At 46.1% G+C, this 19,403-nt stretch carries 16 protein-coding genes and 2 tRNA genes; all 18 read right to left on the bottom strand.

Annotation, left to right across the window (positions count from 1 at the left end):
* Positions 1-6: 6 nt before the first annotated feature.
* The 18 genes from QRX25_RS00425 to mfd all read right to left on the bottom strand — a co-directional run bounded on the left by QRX25_RS00425 (position 7) and on the right by mfd (position 19,345).
* A complete protein-coding gene (locus tag QRX25_RS00425; RefSeq protein WP_065980539.1) occupies positions 7-783 on the bottom strand; it encodes a type III pantothenate kinase in 777 nt (258 codons plus the stop codon).
* Positions 784-932: 149 nt separating this feature from the next.
* Entirely contained in the window at positions 933-2,852 is a 1,920-nt protein-coding gene (gene ftsH / locus QRX25_RS00420) for an ATP-dependent zinc metalloprotease FtsH (protein WP_013350776.1), read from the bottom strand.
* Between the two features lie 97 nt (positions 2,853-2,949).
* Entirely contained in the window at positions 2,950-3,489 is a 540-nt protein-coding gene (gene hpt, locus QRX25_RS00415) for a hypoxanthine phosphoribosyltransferase (protein WP_115998371.1), read from the bottom strand.
* The gene (gene tilS / locus QRX25_RS00410; RefSeq protein WP_115998377.1) at positions 3,486-4,904 is read right to left on the bottom strand and encodes a tRNA lysidine(34) synthetase TilS; all 1,419 of its coding nucleotides are present in this window, start codon (positions 4,902-4,904) and stop codon (positions 3,486-3,488) included. Before tilS ends, hpt begins: the two co-directional genes overlap by 4 nt.
* 104 nt (positions 4,905-5,008) lie before the next feature.
* A complete protein-coding gene (prkT, locus tag QRX25_RS00405) occupies positions 5,009-6,010 on the bottom strand; it encodes a serine/threonine protein kinase PrkT (protein ID WP_193351193.1) in 1,002 nt (333 codons plus the stop codon).
* Positions 5,976-6,713: a vWA domain-containing protein gene (locus tag QRX25_RS00400; RefSeq protein WP_013350772.1), complete on the bottom strand. Its 738-nt coding sequence runs from the start codon at positions 6,711-6,713 to the stop codon at positions 5,976-5,978. The genes prkT and QRX25_RS00400 overlap by 35 nt, the downstream gene beginning before the upstream one ends.
* A 67-nt stretch (positions 6,714-6,780) precedes the next feature.
* Positions 6,781-9,270: a stage II sporulation protein E gene (gene spoIIE, locus QRX25_RS00395; RefSeq protein ID WP_014469604.1), complete on the bottom strand. Its 2,490-nt coding sequence runs from the start codon at positions 9,268-9,270 to the stop codon at positions 6,781-6,783.
* Between the two features lie 210 nt (positions 9,271-9,480).
* Positions 9,481-9,552 (bottom strand) — tRNA-Glu (locus QRX25_RS00390).
* 9 nt (positions 9,553-9,561) lie between these two features.
* Positions 9,562-9,638, bottom strand: a tRNA-Met gene (locus QRX25_RS00385).
* A 154-nt stretch (positions 9,639-9,792) separates the two neighbouring features.
* A complete protein-coding gene (locus tag QRX25_RS00380) occupies positions 9,793-10,179 on the bottom strand; it encodes a S1 domain-containing RNA-binding protein (RefSeq protein WP_004264630.1) in 387 nt (128 codons plus the stop codon).
* Between the two features lie 80 nt (positions 10,180-10,259).
* Positions 10,260-10,637 (bottom strand): cell division protein DivIC, encoded by a 378-nt coding sequence (gene divIC, locus QRX25_RS00375; RefSeq protein ID WP_016936533.1) that lies wholly within the window; start codon positions 10,635-10,637, stop codon positions 10,260-10,262.
* Between the two features lie 17 nt (positions 10,638-10,654).
* A complete protein-coding gene (gene yabQ, locus QRX25_RS00370; RefSeq protein ID WP_212100079.1) occupies positions 10,655-11,290 on the bottom strand; it encodes a spore cortex biosynthesis protein YabQ in 636 nt (211 codons plus the stop codon).
* The gene (yabP, locus tag QRX25_RS00365; RefSeq protein WP_212100076.1) at positions 11,287-11,589 is read right to left on the bottom strand and encodes a sporulation protein YabP; all 303 of its coding nucleotides are present in this window, start codon (positions 11,587-11,589) and stop codon (positions 11,287-11,289) included. Before yabP ends, yabQ begins: the two co-directional genes overlap by 4 nt.
* A 78-nt stretch (positions 11,590-11,667) precedes the next feature.
* A complete protein-coding gene (locus QRX25_RS00360) occupies positions 11,668-11,928 on the bottom strand; it encodes an RNA-binding S4 domain-containing protein (RefSeq protein ID WP_007409934.1) in 261 nt (86 codons plus the stop codon).
* A gap of 1 nt (position 11,929) precedes the next feature.
* Entirely contained in the window at positions 11,930-13,405 is a 1,476-nt protein-coding gene (gene yabN, locus QRX25_RS00355; RefSeq protein WP_212100073.1) for a bifunctional methyltransferase/pyrophosphohydrolase YabN, read from the bottom strand.
* On the bottom strand, positions 13,395-14,975 hold the full coding sequence (locus QRX25_RS00350; RefSeq protein WP_212100070.1) for a putative polysaccharide biosynthesis protein: 1,581 nt from the start codon (positions 14,973-14,975) through the stop codon (positions 13,395-13,397). Before QRX25_RS00350 ends, yabN begins: the two co-directional genes overlap by 11 nt.
* Positions 14,976-15,138: 163 nt before the next feature.
* Positions 15,139-15,675 carry a stage V sporulation protein T gene (gene spoVT, locus QRX25_RS00345; protein ID WP_065980535.1) on the bottom strand — a complete coding sequence of 179 codons (537 nt, stop codon included), beginning with the start codon at positions 15,673-15,675 and terminating at the stop codon, positions 15,139-15,141.
* A gap of 136 nt (positions 15,676-15,811) precedes the next feature.
* Entirely contained in the window at positions 15,812-19,345 is a 3,534-nt protein-coding gene (gene mfd / locus QRX25_RS00340) for a transcription-repair coupling factor (protein WP_212100066.1), read from the bottom strand.
* Between the last annotated feature and the right edge of the window lie 58 nt (positions 19,346-19,403).

Raw genomic sequence — 19,403 nt, 5'->3', positions numbered from 1 at the left:
TACCTCCTATACGTGACCCACGCGATTTCGCTCATAAATGATTTCAAGTCCTTTCAGAGTGAGAAACGGGTCAACAATATCAATACAGTCTGATTCGTTCGCGATCAATGATGCAAGTCCGCCTGTCGCAATGACTTTCGGTTCTTGTTTGGCTTGCCATTTCATCCGCTTCACTATGCCTTCAACTTGTCCGACATAGCCGAAAAGGATGCCGGACTGCATGGCGCTTACCGTGTTTTTGCCGATAATATTGTCCGGACGGGCAATTTCAATTCTCGGAAGCTTGGCCGCACGCGAATAGAGCGCTTCCGTTGAAATCGTAATGCCGGGGGCAATCGCGCCGCCCATATATTGCTTGTTCTCATCAATGTAGCAATACGTCGTCGCCGTTCCGAAGTCAACGACAATTAATGGGCCGCCATACAGCTGAATTGCCGCAACGGCGTTGACGATCCTGTCTGCCCCCACTTCTTTCGGATTGTCATATTTTATATTTAAACCTGTTTTCATCCCCGGGCCGACAACCTGCGGCTCGATGTGAAAGTATTTTGTGCACATTCTTTCTAAAGAGAACATAATCGGCGGCACAACGGATGAGATGATAATCCCTTCAATCTGTTCAAACATGAGTCCGGAATGTTCAAATAAGGAGCGGAGCAGCATGCCGAATTCATCTTCTGTTTTGTGTCTGCTCGTTTCTATACGCCAATGATATTCTAATTCCCCATCATGATATACACCAATCACGGTGTTGGTGTTCCCCACATCTATAACCAGTAACAACCTCTATCACCACTTTTGAATAAGTTTCTAATCATAACATTTTCAACATTCTACAATACCATACACGATCTGCGGCTCTTTTGTAAACAAAACGGAACCAGTAAAAAAACCGCCGGTATATGCCGGCGGTTTTCATATCAGAAAGCGAACTATTCTTTCGGTTCGTCTTTCTTTTCGTCTTCTGTTTTAGACAGAATGTTTACTTTCACATCGTCTTTTTGAAGATGGTCATCTGAGAAATTGCGCTCTGGGAGTTTTCCGTGATCCACGAGATGCTTGATTTGTTCCGCATCTAATGTTTCCACATCAAGCAATGTCTGAGCAATCAATTCAAGCTTATCGCGATTTTCAGTCAGGATGGTTTTCGCACGCTCATAACATTCTTTAATGATGCGCTGAATTTCCTGATCGATTTCGTAAGCGATCTGATCACTGTAGTTTTGCTCGTTGTTGAAATCCCGGCCCAGGAATACTTGACCGCCTTGAGATTGACCGAACTGAAGCGGTCCGAGTTTTTCTGACATACCGAACTCCGTCACCATTCTTCTGGCAATGTTCGTTGCCCGCTGGAAGTCATTATGAGCCCCCGTGCTGACTTCGCCGAAGATAATTTCCTCGGCAACGCGTCCGCCCAGAAGACCGACAATTTTATCGAGAAGTTCAGGTTTTGTCTGGAAGTAACGGTCTTCTCTCGGAAGCATGACTGCGTATCCGCCTGCCTGCCCCCTCGGAACGATCGTTACTTTATGAACCATATCGGCTTCATCCAGCACAAGTCCGATAACGGTGTGACCGCCTTCGTGGTACGCCACGATATTGCGTTCTTTTTTCGAAATGACGCGGCTCTTCTTCGCAGGGCCCGCAATGACACGGTCCGTTGCTTCATCAATGTCGCGCATATCAATTTTCTTCTTGTTTTGACGGGCAGCAACGAGTGCCGCTTCGTTAAGAAGGTTTTCTAAATCGGCGCCTGAGAAACCAGGTGTTCTTGAAGCGATTGCTTTTAAGTTCACCGTCTCATCAAGCGGTTTGTTTCTCGCATGGACCTTCAATACGGCTTCACGGCCGATGACATCCGGACGGTCTACCGTAATCTGACGGTCAAAACGTCCCGGACGGAGCAATGCAGGGTCAAGAATGTCCGCACGGTTTGTCGCAGCGATAATAATGATTCCTTCATTCGCACTGAAACCGTCCATCTCTACAAGCAGCTGGTTCAGCGTCTGTTCGCGTTCATCATGCCCGCCGCCAAGACCGGCGCCGCGCTGACGTCCCACAGCGTCAATCTCATCAATGAAGATCAGGCAGGGCGCGTTCTTTTTCGCATTTTCGAATAAATCACGCACACGGGAAGCACCGACACCGACAAACATTTCAACGAAGTCAGATCCGCTGATGCTGAAGAAAGGAACGCCCGCTTCACCGGCTGATGCTCTCGCAAGCAATGTCTTACCGGTTCCCGGAGGTCCGACCAACAGTACGCCTTTAGGAATTCTCGCGCCAAGCTCGGCAAATTTGCGAGGATCTTTCAGAAACTCAACAACCTCAACAAGCTCCTGCTTCTCCTCATCCGCGCCGGCTACATCTTTAAACTTCACGCGTTTCTTTTCTTCCGTATACAGCTTCGCTTTGCTCTTTCCGAAGTTCATGACACGGCTTCCGCCGCCCTGAGCCTGATTGAGCAGGAAGAAAAACAGAATAAAGATGATGACAAACGGAATGATCGTCGTTAAGAACGTCACCCACCCGCTTGTTTCCTGTGCGGGGTCAACTTTTACGTCCGTCTTTTTAATTGCGTCAAATATCTGGTCTGCTCCTTTTCCTTCAGGAACATGTGTTAAAAAGTACTGGTCTTTGTCGTATTTTTTCAGCTGTCCTTTTACCTCATAAACACCTCTGACAGGCTGAACCGATACGCTATCAACTTTCCCTTCATCGAGATTCTTGATAAACGTACTGTACGACATATTTTCTGTTTTCGGGTTTGAAGTCTGGAAGTAACTCACAACCCCGATTACTACTAATAAAATAAGTAAATAAAAAATGGTATTACGGAAGACCCGATTCATTCCTTACCTCCTCCCACAGTAAGCACAACTATGTTCAATAGTACCATAGAAAATCATTCCAATACAACCGATAACCATCTCGGAAGCAGGCAGCCGATCAGCTTTCATAAATCGCCGGTTTTAACACTCCGATGTAAGGCAGATTGCGATAGCGTTCGGCATAATCAAGTCCGTAACCCACAACAAACGCGTCAGGAACTTCAAAGCCTACGAAGTCTGCTTTAATGTCCGCTTTTCTTCCGCTTGGTTTATCCAACAGGGTAACAATCTTAATTGATTTCGCTTTACGATATCGGAAGAGTTCTACGAGATAGCTCAAGGTTAACCCACTGTCGATAATATCTTCAATGATTAAGATGTCCCGGCCTTCTACAGATGTATCCAAATCTTTGATGATTTTGACTTCTCCGGAAGAAACCGTGGATTTTCCGTAGCTTGATACATCCATGAAGTCCATTTCCAAATATGTATCAATATGCTTTATAAGATCAGCCATAAAAGGAAGCGCTCCCTTTAATACACCGATTGCCAACGGAAACGTGTCGCTGTACTCGCTTGTTAATTGTTCTCCAAGCTGTTTTACTTTCTGCTGGATCTCATCTTCTGAAATCAGCACTTTTTCGATATCTTGTTTCATGTTAATGCTTGCCCCCTACACTTTTCATGCTGTCTATATTGTAATACAATGCGGTCACTGTTTGGAATCACAAGATCGTCAAAGATGGATTTTTTCAAGCCAGGCAGCCAGATAATTTCACCGCTTGCATCCGTTACAATCGGCCATACGTCCCGATCACGCAGAGGCAGTTTATGATCAATAAATATATCTTTTACCTTTTTCGAGCCATTCATCCCTTTAAGTTTGATCCGGTCTCCGATTTTTCTCGTCCGGATTGTTAAAGGAAATTGCACCTTATTTCTGCTTGTCATAAAAACAGCATTCCCATTTGTGATATGAGGGTCAGCCTGATCGGCCACCTCTATCATAAAGCCGTTGGGGAGAACAGCAGTCTCGCCTTCCGCTCCTTGCAGCTGCAGCTCAAAGGGAACCTTTTCACATTGCCATTGTTCAAATGTAAACAAACATGTCTGATATGATTTGACCACCTTCAGCCCTTTCGGAAAATCAAGCACTCCAGAAGCACTTCCGTTTTCTGCCCATTCAAGAAACTGCTGTATGTGGCGGGCGGAAAACGACGATGGAACGTTTTCATAAAGATAGTTTAATATTAGTTGAACTCCTCTTCTTTGTAAAGGTATCGGAAGGGCAAGCAATTGAGAGGAACTGATTTCAACTGATGTGTCAGACTTGCTTGTAATAACCTTATTCATTCGTTCTTTCGTTAATGACTGCAAGTATTGTTCGTCTTCTGTCAGTGCTTCACTCACTTTTTGAAACATTTTATGAACGTCAGGTGATTCTTGTTTTAAAAAAGGAAGCACGGTCTTTCTGAATCTGTTTCTTGTATAATCGTCCTTTGTATTGCTCTCATCCGTTCTGTAGGACAGTCTTTCTTGACGGCAGTATTCAAGGATTTCATCCTTTGCCGCATAGAGGAAAGGCCTGATCAGCAAACCGGATGCAAATTCGCGGACGGGCTGCATTCCCGCAAGCCCTGCCCCGAGCGTGCCTTTCGCAAGCCTCATGAGTATGGTCTCAACTTGATCATCTCCATGATGAGCCAGCGCTAAAAACTTCGCTTGGTGCTTTGCCATCAGATCTTTGAAAAACTGATATCTGCAATCACGCGCGGCAGCCTGCTTGTTCAGCTTATTCTTCTTTGCGTATGCAGAAACATCAATCTGTACCGTTTCGCAGAGGATATGTTCCGCCTCGCAGTATGACTGCACAAACTTCATATCTTCTTCAGATTCAGACCCTCTGAACTGATGGTCGACATGCGCCGCTATGATAACGGAGGACTTCCCGAAGTGCTTATTCAGCATACTGAGAAGCGCCATTGAATCAGGGCCTCCGGAGACCCCGGCAATAATCGTTTCCCCCTCCGCCTGAAGATGATATGTTTTGAAAAAATCTTCCACGCTTTTCACAATGTCCCCCTCACGATGAGCAGGTTTTTTAAAGATATACATATCCTATCACTTTCATTCCCTCCAAGCAAAGAAGAAGCATGAGCTCAGGCGACCGGCCGGCATCAGATGAGAAAAAAGACGATGTAAGCGAAATAAAGGGCGAGAACGCTGATTAAAATGAGTGTTGTTTCAAATAAACCATTGTTTTTTGCCGGTTTTTGTTTAGGTTTGTACCGTGTCTGAGAAACAGTGCCCTGCCGCGGTTTTGCTTGCGGCGGCTTAGGCTTTGCGGCATCCTTCCTTTTGCTCCCGAGGCACTGCCCCGCCGTCAGGATGTCATGCTTCATGGCTTCCGCCGAAGGATATTGGCCGTTTAAAGCAGAAAACAGAACCTTCTTATACTTATTCAAAAACGGGTGGCCTTCGATGATGGACCGAAGCTGCTCTTTCGGCTTGCCTGTCTTTTTGCACTCTTTCTTCTGAACACAGTGGATCATGATCATCGCTACAGCAAACAGGTCATAGGATGGTTCTGCTTTTCTTGTTCCATACCCCCAATAGCCCCTGTCGTAAAACTCCGTATACTCTTTAATCGCGCGACCCTGTTTTGTCGTTCCCCCTACATCAATGCAGCGAATGGCAGCCGGGGGTCCGGTTACAATGAGGTTTTCCGGCTTGAGGTCGCCAAATACCCACCCTTGCTGATGAAGGACTGACAGACTGGATAGAAGCTGCACCATCAGCACCGGAATCCACTCTGTTCCCTTACTGCTGATATATTGCGGAAGAAGCGGCCCTTCTATGTACTCCATCACGTAAAAAGATACATTTTTATTCAGCTGCGGAATAAACGCATCGTCCGCATCAAAAAAAGAAGGCCCCATCGTTTGCGACCGGGCCTTTGAAAAGGATTTTAAGACATTCACTTCAGAGGTAACAGACATGCTGTCGCTGCTTATTTTCAAAGCGACATGTCCGCCTGATGCTTCTGCCAGATATACAATACCGTTAGCCCCTTTGCCAAGCTGTTTGAGCAATCTGTAGGATTTGCCGTTCCATTTGCCCTGAATTGCCGTCCCCGGTGCCAGACTACATGCCAAACTCGTCAAAGCGTCGTTCATCATCTGCCAACATGCTCCTTCTTGAGCGGATTCTCTCAAACTGCTGCGTCGCTTCCCGGATAGCAGGACCCGTAGGGGTGATTCCGCCGGTTGACAGCTTCGCAAAGAGTGCAGAAAGGGATTCAAGCTTTGGCGTCCAATTCAGCACAAGCTCAACTTCCTGGCTTTTCCCGGGAAATATACACATTGCAAATTCATTGTGCCCGGCCCGGGAATTTAAACTGATGGAAAGATCGATCAGCGCTTCCTTCACCGTCGGCAGTTTCGGCGCCATGCTGGCACTCGTATCAACCAGTACAAGCACTTGCAGATGAACCGTTTCGCCGAGTTCATCAACCACTTCCATCACTTCGCCGCGTTTTTCCGGAGAAAGCTCTTCCATTTCAACGTTTTTTCCTAAAATTTGTTTAAGTTCTTGATTGACGACACCCTGCAGTGTCTGGGTCATTGCTTTTTTCGTCACCATTTGAACCGTCTGAGACAATTGAGATGCATACACAACTTGGTGGACGCCGCCTCCGGCCATGGCAATGCCTTCAACTTCCTTCATTGCCTCTTGGTCAATCGCGTTTTCTTCCATAATTCCTATAACATTCACCGTAATCCCCTGCTCCTTGGCGAAAGCCGCCATTGCGATCGGGTCTTCGCCATGATTGGAGCAGCCATCTGTAATCAGCAGAACTTGATTTAAATGTCCCTTATTCACATACATTCCTCCCGGTGATACGATTAGTCCCATCTTCGCCAGAAGGAAAGTGATTTATACGAAAGGTTTAAGAAATCTCCTTATTATTTTGGAAAACTGCCGGCACAGGTATGGAAGCCCATTTCGGCGTATTATGATCAATCCGGACGACAACGACCGTCATGTCGTCTTCGATTTGGCCGGCGCGCGTTCTGATGACCTCTTCCATTAATATATCAGCGATTTCCTGCGGGTCTTCGGTTTTTAGCCCTTTCATTTTCCGTTTCATCCACAGGTCGTGGTTTTCAACATGCTTCGGTCCTTCAAATATACCGTCACTCATCATGACAAGCAGATCACCCGCTTTTAACTGCTCACTTACAACCTCCACATCAAATTCATTGATAATGCCGATCGGCAGATTGCTGGCCTGCACTTTCATGACTTGATCTCCCCGCTTAATAAAACTCGGCGTTGAACCGACCTTCAAGAATTTGCAGCTTGCATCCTGCAGGTCGATGATAGAAAGATCAAGAGTTGAATAGATTTCGTCTGTCGTCCGTAAAGACAGAATACTGTTGATGGTTTTGATCGCTATCTTTTCATCAATACCGGATTCGAGAATTTTTTCAAGCAGTTTAATCGTTTCATTACTCTCATAATGAGCCCTCGCCCCATTGCCCATGCCGTCACTGATCGCGGCCGCATACTTTCTCGCACCCAGTTCCATCATGCTGTAGCTGTCGCCGGAGACAAGGCCGCCGCCTTTTGCCGCATGAGCCGCGCCTGTCGATACCCGGTAAGACTTGGTCGAACCGAACGCGACATGGCTGTAGCCATTCGGATGAGTCGAGTGCTGTTCGCTTTTGACAAGTATCTGCTCCTCAAGAATGTCAGACAGCATCGGGGCGATAATTTTCTCACTCTCACCGTGCCCCCCGCTGAACGGGATTGTCATTTCGATATCAATGTTGCCCTGCTCCAAACTGTATATCTCGACATGCTGAATCTCGATTCCGAAATGCTGAAGTGCCTCTATCATTTGTTCTTCCTGTATAAAATGCTGCTCCCTTTCCCGTTTTATTTCCCGAGAAAAGTCCGCCATGACCTCAGAAACCCCCAACAGCTGCTCGGCAACAAGCCTTCTGCTGTCCTGGACTTTTCTTTTCAGCGTCAGATGGGCGTGATGGTGGGCAAGCTCGTCTTCAATCAGCTCTTCCACCTGTCTGGATTTGGAACAGTGCTGCTGAAACTCCTTTTTTAATCTGCGGTTTGAGGCATACTGTTTTTCTTCTGTTTCGTGCATAACTTGTTTCATTAAATCATATGTTTTATCAAAGTTTTGAACCCAGCATTTGCTTTTCTTATAACAGGATTGGCAGGAATGCTCGGTAATTTTGCTTAAAAAGAGATCCACTTCTCCTTCTTCAGCCTGCTCATCGGAAGACGTCTGATGAAAGGTGGCGAAGCTCTCCGACAAGGCATGAAACACATTGGAGAACTGGTCTACTTTCTGGGCAGTGACATCTCTGATTTTCCTCGCGTACTGCTGCTGTTCCTGACTGTGCTCGGCAGTGCCCGGTATGTAGCGCGCCACCTTTTTCGTAATCGACTGGGGCGTAATTAAAAACAAGGCAACGGCAATTAACGATTCGTAAAGGGTGGTCATTAAGCCGGCGGACCCTTCACCATATAATGAAATCAGCAGTGAGCCGATCACTAATCCGACTGCGGCGCCGGCTTTCTTGCCTTCCTTCAGCAGTCCGCCAAGAAGTCCGGAAAACGCAAGCAGACTCATTTGATAGAGATTCCCGATATTCGCGAGCCCGAGAATCAGCCCGGTCACAACACCGACAGTACAGCCGATGCTTGCTCCGCCGACAAAGGAAAAACTCAGCACGACATAGCGGGCCAGGATATGCTCGGCCTGCATTCCCTGAAATGAAACACCGGCAAGCCCGGTTAAAACGGATGCGATCAAGATCATAAAACAGATGATTTCTTCTATTTTTAATGATTGTTTCACTTTTTTGATCGTGAAGATCGGCAAGCTTTGCAAAAAGATCAGCGTCAAAATAAAGGCCAAGCCCGCCTCAACAACAGCCATTACATAATCATAGGTGGTAAAAGCGCCGCTTTCAAAATAAACAAAACCGATTCTCGCGGCAGCCATGGAGAAAAACACCACGATTGGCAGCATCTTCACCCGGTCCTGCATGATATATGTACCGATTTTTGAAAATAGAGTGAAAACGGCCAAAGCTGTCAGAATCAGCAAAGAGTGTTTCGGTGAAATGGTTAAAGCGCCCGCAAGTAATGACAGGCAAGCATAGAAGGCTTTATCTCTTCTGATCAATAGCATTGCTCCGAAAAACGGGAGCGCAAACGGGAGAACCTCAGATAATATGAAAGCCCGTCCAAGTAAAAAACCGATCACGACATAAATGAAACCCTTATAGAAAAAAAGTGAATGCGCTTGATGAACTGCAAGCTTTGCAGCCTTTTCAAAAAACGATTGCAGTTTTTCCAGAGCTTGTCCCGCCATCGGCCCGTTCACTCTTCTTTCCGCTTTTTCCATTGCTCTCATCCCCCACCTGTTTTATTCGTTGCTTGTCATTATAAATGAAAGCACAGATAGGATTTTGTCAAAAGAAGGTAACGATTTCAAAGAACTCTTCGACGCTTTCTCCCTTGTTCCCCTTTCCTCTCGTATTTCCTCCGACATTTCTCAAAAAGTTGTCTAAATATGAAAAAATCGGCTTCTGTAAAAGAAGCCGATTCGCTTGGATGACCCGTACGGGATTCGAACCCGTGTTACCGCCGTGAAAGGGCGGTGTCTTAACCGCTTGACCAACGGGCCAAATATATATGGTAGCGGCGGAGGGGATCGAACCCCCGACCTCACGGGTATGAACCGTACGCTCTAGCCAGCTGAGCTACACCGCCATATAAGTGCTTATAAGCACAAGTTATATAATACAAAGGTTTGTTCATTCCGTCAACAGAAATTATGAAGTTTTAATTTTCTGACTAAGAGGATAAATAAAAAAAGCATCCGCGGGATAGACGGATGCCCCATGTATTTATAGAAAGCAGCAAGTTATCCTCTTCTTGCTCCGCGCCCTCCACGTTTTGATTCCGTGTTTCGTTTTAAAGATGATAAGCGGTCTTCGCTATCTTTAAGAAACTTGTTCATTTTCTGTTCAAAAGATTCTTTCGGACGGAAATCATTTCTAGGTCTGGCTTGCGGACGGTCTTTAGCTTTTTTAATTGATAAACCAATTTTCCCGTCTTTTTCAACGTTGATGACTTTCACTTCAACTTGATCGCCGACTTTTAAATGCTCGTTAATGTCTTTTACATAATTATCGGCTACCTCACTGATATGAACGAGACCGGTTGAGCCTCCAGGCAATTCAACAAACGCTCCGAAATTTGTAATACCTGTTATTTTCCCTTGCAACTTGCTGCCAACTTCAATCGACATAAAAAAAGTGCTCCTCCTTAGGCTTATAAAAAGATCGTTTGTTTAATTATACCTAAATAAAAATTTAAGTGTCAACAAGGCTACTTGCTCTTCTTTTCTACATTAAAGAGAATCTCACCATTTCCTGACATAAACAAGTCTCTTCTGGCAAGCTCTGTGACGTAATCCTCATCCTTTAATTTGGAAATTTCATCTTTTAAATCAGCCTGTTTCGCGTCCAATTCTTTTACTTGTTTTTCCAGCTGAGCTTTCTTTTCTTCATTCGCGCTAAGGGAAGAGGTCTGTGACCACAGAGAACCCGCTAAGACAATAGCCGTCAACAACACAAGGGCGCCGAATACAATCAACCGTCTGAAAAGCCCTTTCCGCCTTCTTTTCATAAGCTGGGATTGCCGCTCAACCTGCTCTTTATAGTCGTTTTGAATTTCAGTTATTGTACGTTCTCTAGATAGATTCAAATCAGACGGCCCTCCTTTCATCTTTTCAAAATACGTATCATGGTCGATCTGATTGTTATGATTAGTTTCTTGCTCTTTTGTAAAAATCCTGCACTTTTTTGAAAATATCGTTTGAAAGTAAGACGCCACTTTTCAGGAAGAAGTTTCAATATTTGTTTCAACAGGAAGAACAGCGGATACAGCAAAAACGTTATGATCTTAAAAAGGCATTTCGCAAAAAAGGCAATCACCCGATAGGAGTATAAAGAAATAAAAGTGACCAGCCCGATGAGCAGCTTAAAAAGCAGTACCACCGGACGGAACAGCACGTGCTGAATGAGCTTTTTTGCGAATTGATAAAGAGACACCGCAAGATGAATGGCCAATTTCAGCATTTTTATATACATTCGTTTAAACAGACTTTGGTACGTCGCAATACCCAGTAAGACAGCCAAGAAAATGTATATCCTGAGTTCTCCTTCATTCACATTGAGCAGCACATAGAAAAACAGCAGGCCTTGTACAATCCAAAAGAGAATGTCATGAACGAATAACAGCCATCTGGCCGTTTTGGCGCGGCTGACAAACAGCCTGTATGTATCAAGCGACGCTCCGAGCCAGGCGCCCATACCGGTCATTGCCAGCATCGTATAAAATTGGGTCGTCAGCGTCATCTAAACAACTTGCTAAAAAACCCTTTAGCTTTATCCCCTTGCTGCTCGTCTAAATATACAAGGTCAAACACCCTGCCCTTTATAGATACAATCCCTTTTTCTACGTCAAGGTTTTTCATCTGCAGATTCTCACCTCTGACGGAAAGCATTCCCATAACCGTTTCCAGCAAAAACTCTTCGTTATCAAAACTTTCCACATGCTTGACGCCCGAAATGTCTAAATGCTTTCTTCCTTTCATCGTTACATCATGCTGTTCCGGAACAGAAGAAGAACCTTTTTGCTCATAATATGAATTCATCTATTCAGCCCCCATATCCTCGATACTTTTAGCATTATTACTGCATTGTATGAGGCGGGAGCTTTGTTTAGAACAAGCCTATTCGCCGAGTTTTTCTTCTTTGACGATTGTATACATACCTGCGGCTTCTTCTTTTTTTGTTGTCTCTTTCAATTCATTTACCTTTACGGTGACAAGCTTTTGGCCGAAGCGGACCGTCAGTTCATCGCCGGCTTTTACGTCTGAACTGGCTTTCGCCTGATTCCCGTTAACGGTGATTCTCCCTTGATCGGCGACCTCTTTCGCCAATGTGCGGCGCTTAATTAATCTGGATACTTTTAAAAACTTATCAAGTCTCATATTAGAATCTCCTCTCCATTTCTTTTGCTTCATCCCACAATTTGTCCATTTCTTCAAGAGACATCCCGGTCAATTCAAGTCCCTTTGCTGCCGCTTCTTTCTCAATATAAGAAAAGCGTCTGCGGAATTTGTCATTTGTCATGGCGAGCGCTTCCTCAGGCTCAATTTTATAGTATCGGCCGATATTGACCAATGCAAATAAAACATCGCCGAATTCAGCTTTCAAGCTTACTTCATCTGCAGATTCAGCGGAAGCCTCCGCAGAAAATTCCTTCAGTTCTTCATTCACTTTGTCCCATATATCCTGAACATCATCCCAGTCAAAGCCGGTTTTGGCGGCTTTTTTCTGAAGCTTGGCCGCTTTTGCAAGAGAAGGCAGAGTTTTCGGTACGGCATCCAGCAACGAAGAGGATGTTGTTTGTTTTTCCGCCTTTTTGATTTCTTCCCAGTTGGCGACGACGTCATGTTCATCCTGAACCTTAACATCCTTAAACACGTGAGGGTGCCGTCTGACCATCTTCGCACTAATGTCTCTGATGACATCATCAATTGAGAAATATCCCTCGTCTTCTCCGATCTGAGCGTGAAGCATAACCTGAAGCATGACGTCCCCGAGTTCTTCTATCATGTGATCCGTGTCCTCTTCGTCAATGGCCTCAAGCAGTTCGTAGCATTCCTCAATCATATATTTCTTTAATGACTGGTGTGTTTGCTTTTGATCCCACGGACAGCCGTTCGGCCCGCGAAGCTCACGAATAATTCTTCGGAATGCAGAAAATTCTTGGTAAAGGAGCTCTTCTTTTCTAATCGGCGGAACATACACACTTGTTAAGTTATTTATGCCGACATTGCGGTCAAGCTCAAACAAAGGCACCTTGGTGATCTTTTCTTCCTTGCTTCCGGCTGCCGTTACGATGACCACTTCATAGTCGTCAGGCAATTTCTCCATGAGTGTCAGCTTGACCTCAGAGGCTGTCATCTGGTCATAAACCTGGCAAATGATCAGGTGATGGCGGAGTTCAAGCTCATCCGGCGTCATTGTTTGCGCATCCGTAAATTGAAATCCTTCAATCGGGTCAATTCGCAATGCGTTAAAGGTGGCATCCAGAAAGCTTTGCCCCCCGGCGGTGTGAACGGCTACATGTTGTTCTTCCCGGCGTTCAAATAACAGCTGAACGGTTTTCTCGGCGACAAACGGATGGCCGGGTACAGCGTAGACGACATCCTCCTGCTTCGCTTTTTCAAACAGAATGTCAGTGATCTCTTCATAGACCGCTTCAAACTGATCATGTTTTTCATAAATATCATCAAAATACCGGATGTCCGCTGCCGCCTCTTGTTCTAACTCCGGAATCAAAGGGTGGTCTTTCGTTCTTATATATAGATGCTTCGCCTGAGTCAGCAGCTTATGTACGCCCACTGTCAGCTGATCCATGTCCCCGGCGCCGAGGCCGACGACCGTAATGTTACCTGCCATGTTTTTCTCTCCTCTTATTCAATTTGCTTAAAGTACTGCCGAAAGGAAGGCTGCTCAGCTCTTCGTCCGTAAATATCTTCATTCTTATCATACAATAACTAAACAAAAGCCCTCCGATGACTGACGCAGACAAACTTTCACCTGCGGCTCCCGCCCTGCTGACGGGTATACATAACTGCCAAACTTTCATATATGCGAGCAGAAAAAGGACCATCAGCAGACTGCATCCGCATAGACGGGCAATAACGCCGCCGAGATTCGTCAGCCAGCCCTTCGACCAAATTCTGTGCAGATTCAGGCATGCTGCTGCGGCAAATGCCAAGACGGTCGCCAGCGCCGCTCCTGTAATACCCCAGCCCGGGACCAGCCAAACATTCAGCACCCATTTCAGCGTACCTCCCGCCAAGACGGATACTGCGGGAAAAACGGTATGTCCCGCTCCTTGAAGGATCGCGGCTGCCGTAAGCGCAATCGTAGCAAAAAAGATAGATAAGCTGAATATTTGTAAGGTCTGCGTCCCCTCGCTGTTTTGGAAAAGCATGATATTCACCGGCTCTAAAATGCAAAAAAGTCCGGCCGCCGCGCCGATCCCTACCGCAAGGCAGAGCTTAACAGCAGATGTCGCTTTCTCTTTTATGATAAACAGCTTGTTCTCATGTACCGCTTTTGAAATTGAGGGAACCAGGGACGCGGCGATACTGACTGCAAACACCGTTCCCAGCTGAAGGAGCGGCTGTCCGCGGTCGTATATGCCTTTCAGCTGTTTCGCAGCATGGCTCCCCGTCCCGTCTGAAAGCAGGGAATATAAGTTTAAGGCGTCTACGAGCTGAATCAGCAGCATCAATACACTGCTGATACAGATGGTGACTGAATAAAGCAGCAGCTTTTTCACAATGACGCCTGTTTCGATATGAACGCCGTCCGTCTTTGTGTCTTTCCGCTTGTACCAGAATACAGCCAATACACAAAGGGCCGCCAAGCTTCCGGCAAGTGACCCCGAGGCAGCGCCCGCACCCGCCGCGTATAATGAGCGGCCGCTTTTCAAAAGCCAAAAGGATAAACCGAGAAGCACCGCCACACGAAGAAGCTGTTCCGTAATCTGGGATAAGGCTGATGGCATCATATCATGCACGCCTTGGAAATACCCCCGAAAAATCGCCGTAAATGGAAATAATATAAAAGCGAACGCGGCGACCCGTATCAGCATCACAAGGCGGGCGTCACCCATAAAACCGGCCAACGGTGCCGCACCGGCATACATGAGCGCAAACAGAACAAGTCCGGCCGCCGTGACATAAAAGGCGGAAATTTTCATTATTTTTTGTTTATGATCGCTATAATCGTTCATTAATTTTGAGATGATTACCGGAAATCCGGATGTTGACAGCATTACTGCGATCCCTAAAAACGGATACACCTGCTGATAAATGTAAAACCCGACGTCACCGACAATATTCTGAAAAGGAACCCTGTACACGGCGCTTAATATCTTCGTCACGATACCCGCAACGACGAGCACAAAAGCACCTTTCCATGCCGATTGCCGTTTGACGCCAACTGAATCGTTCATCCAAAAGCTCCTTCCAGCCGCTAGAAAATTACGTCTATAAAACGAGCTTATTATATCACAATCCTAACGGCCGGCGGACCGATAGAGAGCACATATGAAAAAGAACAGCACTGTTTAAGAGCTGTTCTTTCCCCGTTTCTTATTTCAATAATGGTAATAAGACCTACTGTTCCATTTGTCTCGCCAAAAAACTGGCTGCCGTTTCTACCGCTTTATGTTCTACTTCTCCAAGAGTCTGTTCCTTGGAAAAAATGACCACGGCACCGATAGGATCGCCATTTGCCACGATAGGAGCAATTGTATAGGAGCTCATATCTTCATCAATATCATTAACAAGCTGTGCGGACTTCACATCGTTTTCTAACACTGAGCTGCGCTGATCCATCGTTTTTTCGAGCAAATCACTGATGGATTTGTTCAGAAATTCTTTTTTCGAGCTGCCTGAAACGGCAATATACACGTCACGGTCGCAAATCAAGACGGAATGGCCGAGACTGTCATACAGTGCATCTGCATATTCTTTCGCGAAATCGCCAAGCTCACTGATAGGAGAATATTTTTTCAATATAACTTCTCCGTCGCGGTCAACGAATATTTCAAGCGGGTCTCCTTCCCTGATTCGCAGTGTCCTCCGAATTTCTTTAGGAATGACGACCCGTCCTAGATCATCAATACGACGTACGATACCTGTAGCTTTCATCTCTCTGGTGCCTCTCTTTCATGTGATGATATTTAAGGGAAAGTACTAAAGTTCTCTACTTTATGTAGCTTCCGCCACTCGCTTGAAATTAGTATCCGTCACATCAAATGTAATATACACCAGAGAGTAACAATTTTTATGAAGACGCGATTGTTTCTTTCTTCACGCCCTGAAGGCCTTTCAGCATGCCGAGCACGGTCTCCAGCCACTCTTCCGTTTTGCGGCCTTTCGTCTGTACTGAGATTTTCAGCTTTTTCCCTTCCATTCCCAGTCCGATTTGCCGGCCGTATTTATTGCCGAGTTCGAACAATTTCTGTCCGTCAATCTGTGCACTAGCCTCTTCCGAAATGGTAAATCTGACTGCGTCCTTATCCTGCTTGATGAGTTCGACGCGTTCATATTTTCCGTACACCTTCATCTCTGCAACTGTAAACAGCCATTCAACCTCTTTCGGGTAGCTGCCGAACCTGTCGATGATTTCATCTTGAAGCTCGTTTTTCTCCTCAATTGTAGTGATTGATCTGAAGCGTTTATACATATCGATTTTTTGCTTGCCGTCTTGTATATAGTTTTCAGGGATATATGCATCAAGCTCGATGTCGATTTCTGTCTCAAACTGTTCGGCTTTCGGCGTATCGCCTTTTCGCTCTTCAATCGCTTCCTTGAGCATCTGCGAGTACAAGTCAAAGCCGACTGAGTCGATGAAACCGTGCTGCTGGGCGCCGAGGAGATTCCCCGCTCCCCTGATCGTCAAGTCACGCATGGCAATTTTAAAGCCCGAACCCAGCTCGGTAAATTCTTTAATCGCCTGCAGCCGTTTTTCTGCCACCTCAGTAAGCACTTTGTCTCTGCGGTACGTAAAATAGGCATACGCGACGCGGTTGGAACGGCCGACCCGTCCTCTCAGCTGATACAGCTGAGACAGCCCCATTTTGTCTCCGTCAAACACGATCAAGGTATTGACGTTTGGTATGTCTACGCCTGTCTCAATAATGGTCGTGCTGACAAGGACGTCTGATTCCCCTTCCAGAAAATTGAGCATGACGCTTTCCAATTCATTTTCGGTCATTTTCCCGTGGGCGTAGGCCACCTTCGCATCAGGAACGAGCATGGAAATTTCGTCAGCCTTCCGCTCAATGTCATCCACGCGGTTGTATAAGAAATATACTTGCCCTCCGCGCGCCAGTTCTCTTTCGATGGCTTCTCTAACAAGCGCACCGTTGTATTCCACGACATACGTCTGGACAGGGAAACGGTTTTCCGGCGGTGTTTCAATAACAGATAAGTCCCGCACACCGAGCATGGACATATGAAGCGTACGAGGAATCGGAGTCGCCGTCAGAGTCAGCACATCAACATTGGCTTTGATCTGTTTGATTTTTTCCTTATGTGTGACGCCGAATCGCTGCTCTTCGTCGATGATGAGCAAGCCGAGATCTTTATAGACGACATCTTTAGATAAAAGCCTGTGGGTTCCGATCACGATATCTACCGTTCCGTTTTTCAGGCCTTTGATGGTCTCATTGGATTCTTTTCTCGTTCTGAACCGGCTGAGAAGACCGATGTTAATCGGATAGTCCTGGAAACGTTCCATAATGGTTTCGTAATGCTGCTGCGCGAGTATCGTCGTCGGCACAAGCAGCGCGACCTGCTTCCCGTCGGCGATTGCTTTAAAGGCCGCACGGATGGCTACCTCTGTCTTACCGTAACCGACGTCACCGCAAAGCAAGCGGTCCATCGGGCGCTCTCTTTCCATATCCTTTTTAATTTCCTGAATGGAACGGAGCTGGTCGTCTGTTTCCTGATAAGGAAAAGCAGCCTCGAACTGCCGCTGCATTTCATGATCAGGCGAGAAAGCATAGCCTTTGCTTGCTTCGCGTTCCGCATAAAGCTTAATCAGATCATCGGCAATGTCCTGAACGGAATTTTCGACTTTTTTCTTAACCCGTTTCCATTCACTGCCTCCCAATTTATAAAGCTTCGGTTCTTTTCCTTCAGAGCCGACGTACTTCTGCACCTGGTCGATTTGCTCTACCGGGACGTACAGCTTATCGCTGCCCTGATAGTGAATATTGAGGTAATCTTTATGAATGCCCTTGATTTCAAGTGTTTCGATCCCCAAATACTTACCGATCCCATGGTTGACGTGGACGACATAGTCACCGACTTGAAGCTCGGAATAGCTTTTGATCCGTTCGGCATTTGTCAGCTTCTGCTTTCTCGGCTTCTTCTTGATTCGGTTTTTGAACAGCTCTTCCTCTGTAATGACTGCCAGCTTCATCAGCGGCAGTTCAAAACCGGATTGCAGCTCGCCTTCCATGACATAGACCTGTCCTTGCACAAGCGCTTTGGAGCTGTCCGTTTTTGCGGCTTCAATTTCGTAATCAGCCAGCACGGATGCCAATCTGTCGGTTCTATCCTTATTCGCCCCTAAAAAGATGACGGTGAAGTTTGATTTTTTAAAGCGCTCCATTTCACCGGTAAGCACATTCATCTGTCCGTGAAAATTCTGCATCTGCCGGCTTGTCACATTCACGATGTTTTGAGGGCTTGTATGCTGAACGTGACGCAAAAATAATGAGAAATAAATTGCCGGACGCCGCTTTTGGCCCATAAGCTCCTGAAAGCTGAAGGATAAGTTAATGTCATGCAGAATTTTCCCTTCCTCCAGCAGACTTGTCATAAATTCGGCCTCTTCTTTTTGGAGCTGATCCTCCATTTCATGAATGCGGCTGACCTCGTCTAACACTAACAAGGTGTCTGACGGTGTATAATCTAGCAAACTAGCAGGTTTTTCGTAAAAGTACGAGAGATACTTCACAAGTTCCTGATCAGTCTGTCCCGTTGATAACCGTTCTTTATCATGTGAGATATTGATATGAAGCATTTCTTTTTGTTTGTCCTGCTTCAGCTTTTTCAGACTGTCGGCAAGCCCTTTATCGAGCCTATCCATCGCGCGGGCTTTTTCTTCCGCCCGGATGATCAGTTCCTTCGCCGGTCCGATCGCCACCGTTTTGAGCGTCTCAATTGATCTCTGGTCATCAGAGTTAAAGCTTCTGATGGAGTCGACCTCCGTATCAAACAGCTCAATTCGCACCGGATGTTCTGATGTCAGCGGATAAATGTCGATAATTCCGCCACGAATACTGAATTCACCGGGTGCAGAAACCATATCGGAACGCTCATACCCTACCTCTACAAGGCGGGCAGACAGCTGATCCGGTTCTATATCGTCTCCGAGCGAAATGACGATTTGGCTGCTTTTCCACAGCTCCTTCGGCGGAAGCATTCTTCTCACTGCCGCAACGGGCGCAACAACGACCGGGGCTTCTCCGTTTGTTAATCTATTAATGACATCAAGCCGCTGAGCCCGCAGTTCAGGACTGGCAACCGCAATTTCCGAAGAAATCAATTCATTTACGGGGTATAGAAAAACAGATTGATCCCCGAGAAGCGCCGTCAGATCTTCTGTCACTTTTTGGGCCTGATATAAATTATGGGTGATAAAGAAAATCGGCCTTTTCGTTTCCTGTGCAAGGGCGGAGGTAAAGACAGAACGCGCGGAACCTGACAGGCCCGCAAGCAGCTGTTCCTTCAGCCCCTCATGTAAACCGTTAACAATGGATTTAAAATCATCGCTTTCTTTAATAAAGGTTTGAATATTGTCCATATGGGCCCCTCCTCTCTGTTTTCTGCAAGAACAGAAAAACGCTTTGGTCTAGAATCTA

Source organism: Bacillus sp. L381 (genome assembly GCF_030284525.1).
GTDB lineage: Bacteria > Bacillota > Bacilli > Bacillales > Bacillaceae > Bacillus > Bacillus amyloliquefaciens.
This window is presented reverse-complemented; position numbering and strand designations above follow the sequence as displayed.

Coding starts and splice junctions, on each gene's coding strand:
- yabN (WP_212100073.1), bottom strand. CDS start 13,405: ATGGCAGGTAACATTACGGTCGTCGGCCTCGGCGCCGGGGACATGGAT.
- spoVT (WP_065980535.1), bottom strand. CDS start 15,675: ATGAAAGCTACAGGTATCGTACGTCGTATTGATGATCTAGGACGGGTC.
- mfd (WP_212100066.1), bottom strand. CDS start 19,345: ATGGACAATATTCAAACCTTTATTAAAGAAAGCGATGATTTTAAATCC.
- QRX25_RS00360 (WP_007409934.1), bottom strand. CDS start 11,928: ATGAGACTTGATAAGTTTTTAAAAGTATCCAGATTAATTAAGCGCCGC.
- ftsH (WP_013350776.1), bottom strand. CDS start 2,852: ATGAATCGGGTCTTCCGTAATACCATTTTTTATTTACTTATTTTATTA.
- hpt (WP_115998371.1), bottom strand. CDS start 3,489: ATGAAACAAGATATCGAAAAAGTGCTGATTTCAGAAGATGAGATCCAG.
- prkT (WP_193351193.1), bottom strand. CDS start 6,010: ATGATGAACGACGCTTTGACGAGTTTGGCATGTAGTCTGGCACCGGGG.
- yabP (WP_212100076.1), bottom strand. CDS start 11,589: ATGAATTCATATTATGAGCAAAAAGGTTCTTCTTCTGTTCCGGAACAG.
- QRX25_RS00350 (WP_212100070.1), bottom strand. CDS start 14,975: ATGAACGATTCAGTTGGCGTCAAACGGCAATCGGCATGGAAAGGTGCT.
- yabQ (WP_212100079.1), bottom strand. CDS start 11,290: ATGACGCTGACGACCCAATTTTATACGATGCTGGCAATGACCGGTATG.
- QRX25_RS00380 (WP_004264630.1), bottom strand. CDS start 10,179: ATGTCGATTGAAGTTGGCAGCAAGTTGCAAGGGAAAATAACAGGTATT.
- spoIIE (WP_014469604.1), bottom strand. CDS start 9,270: ATGGAAAAAGCGGAAAGAAGAGTGAACGGGCCGATGGCGGGACAAGCT.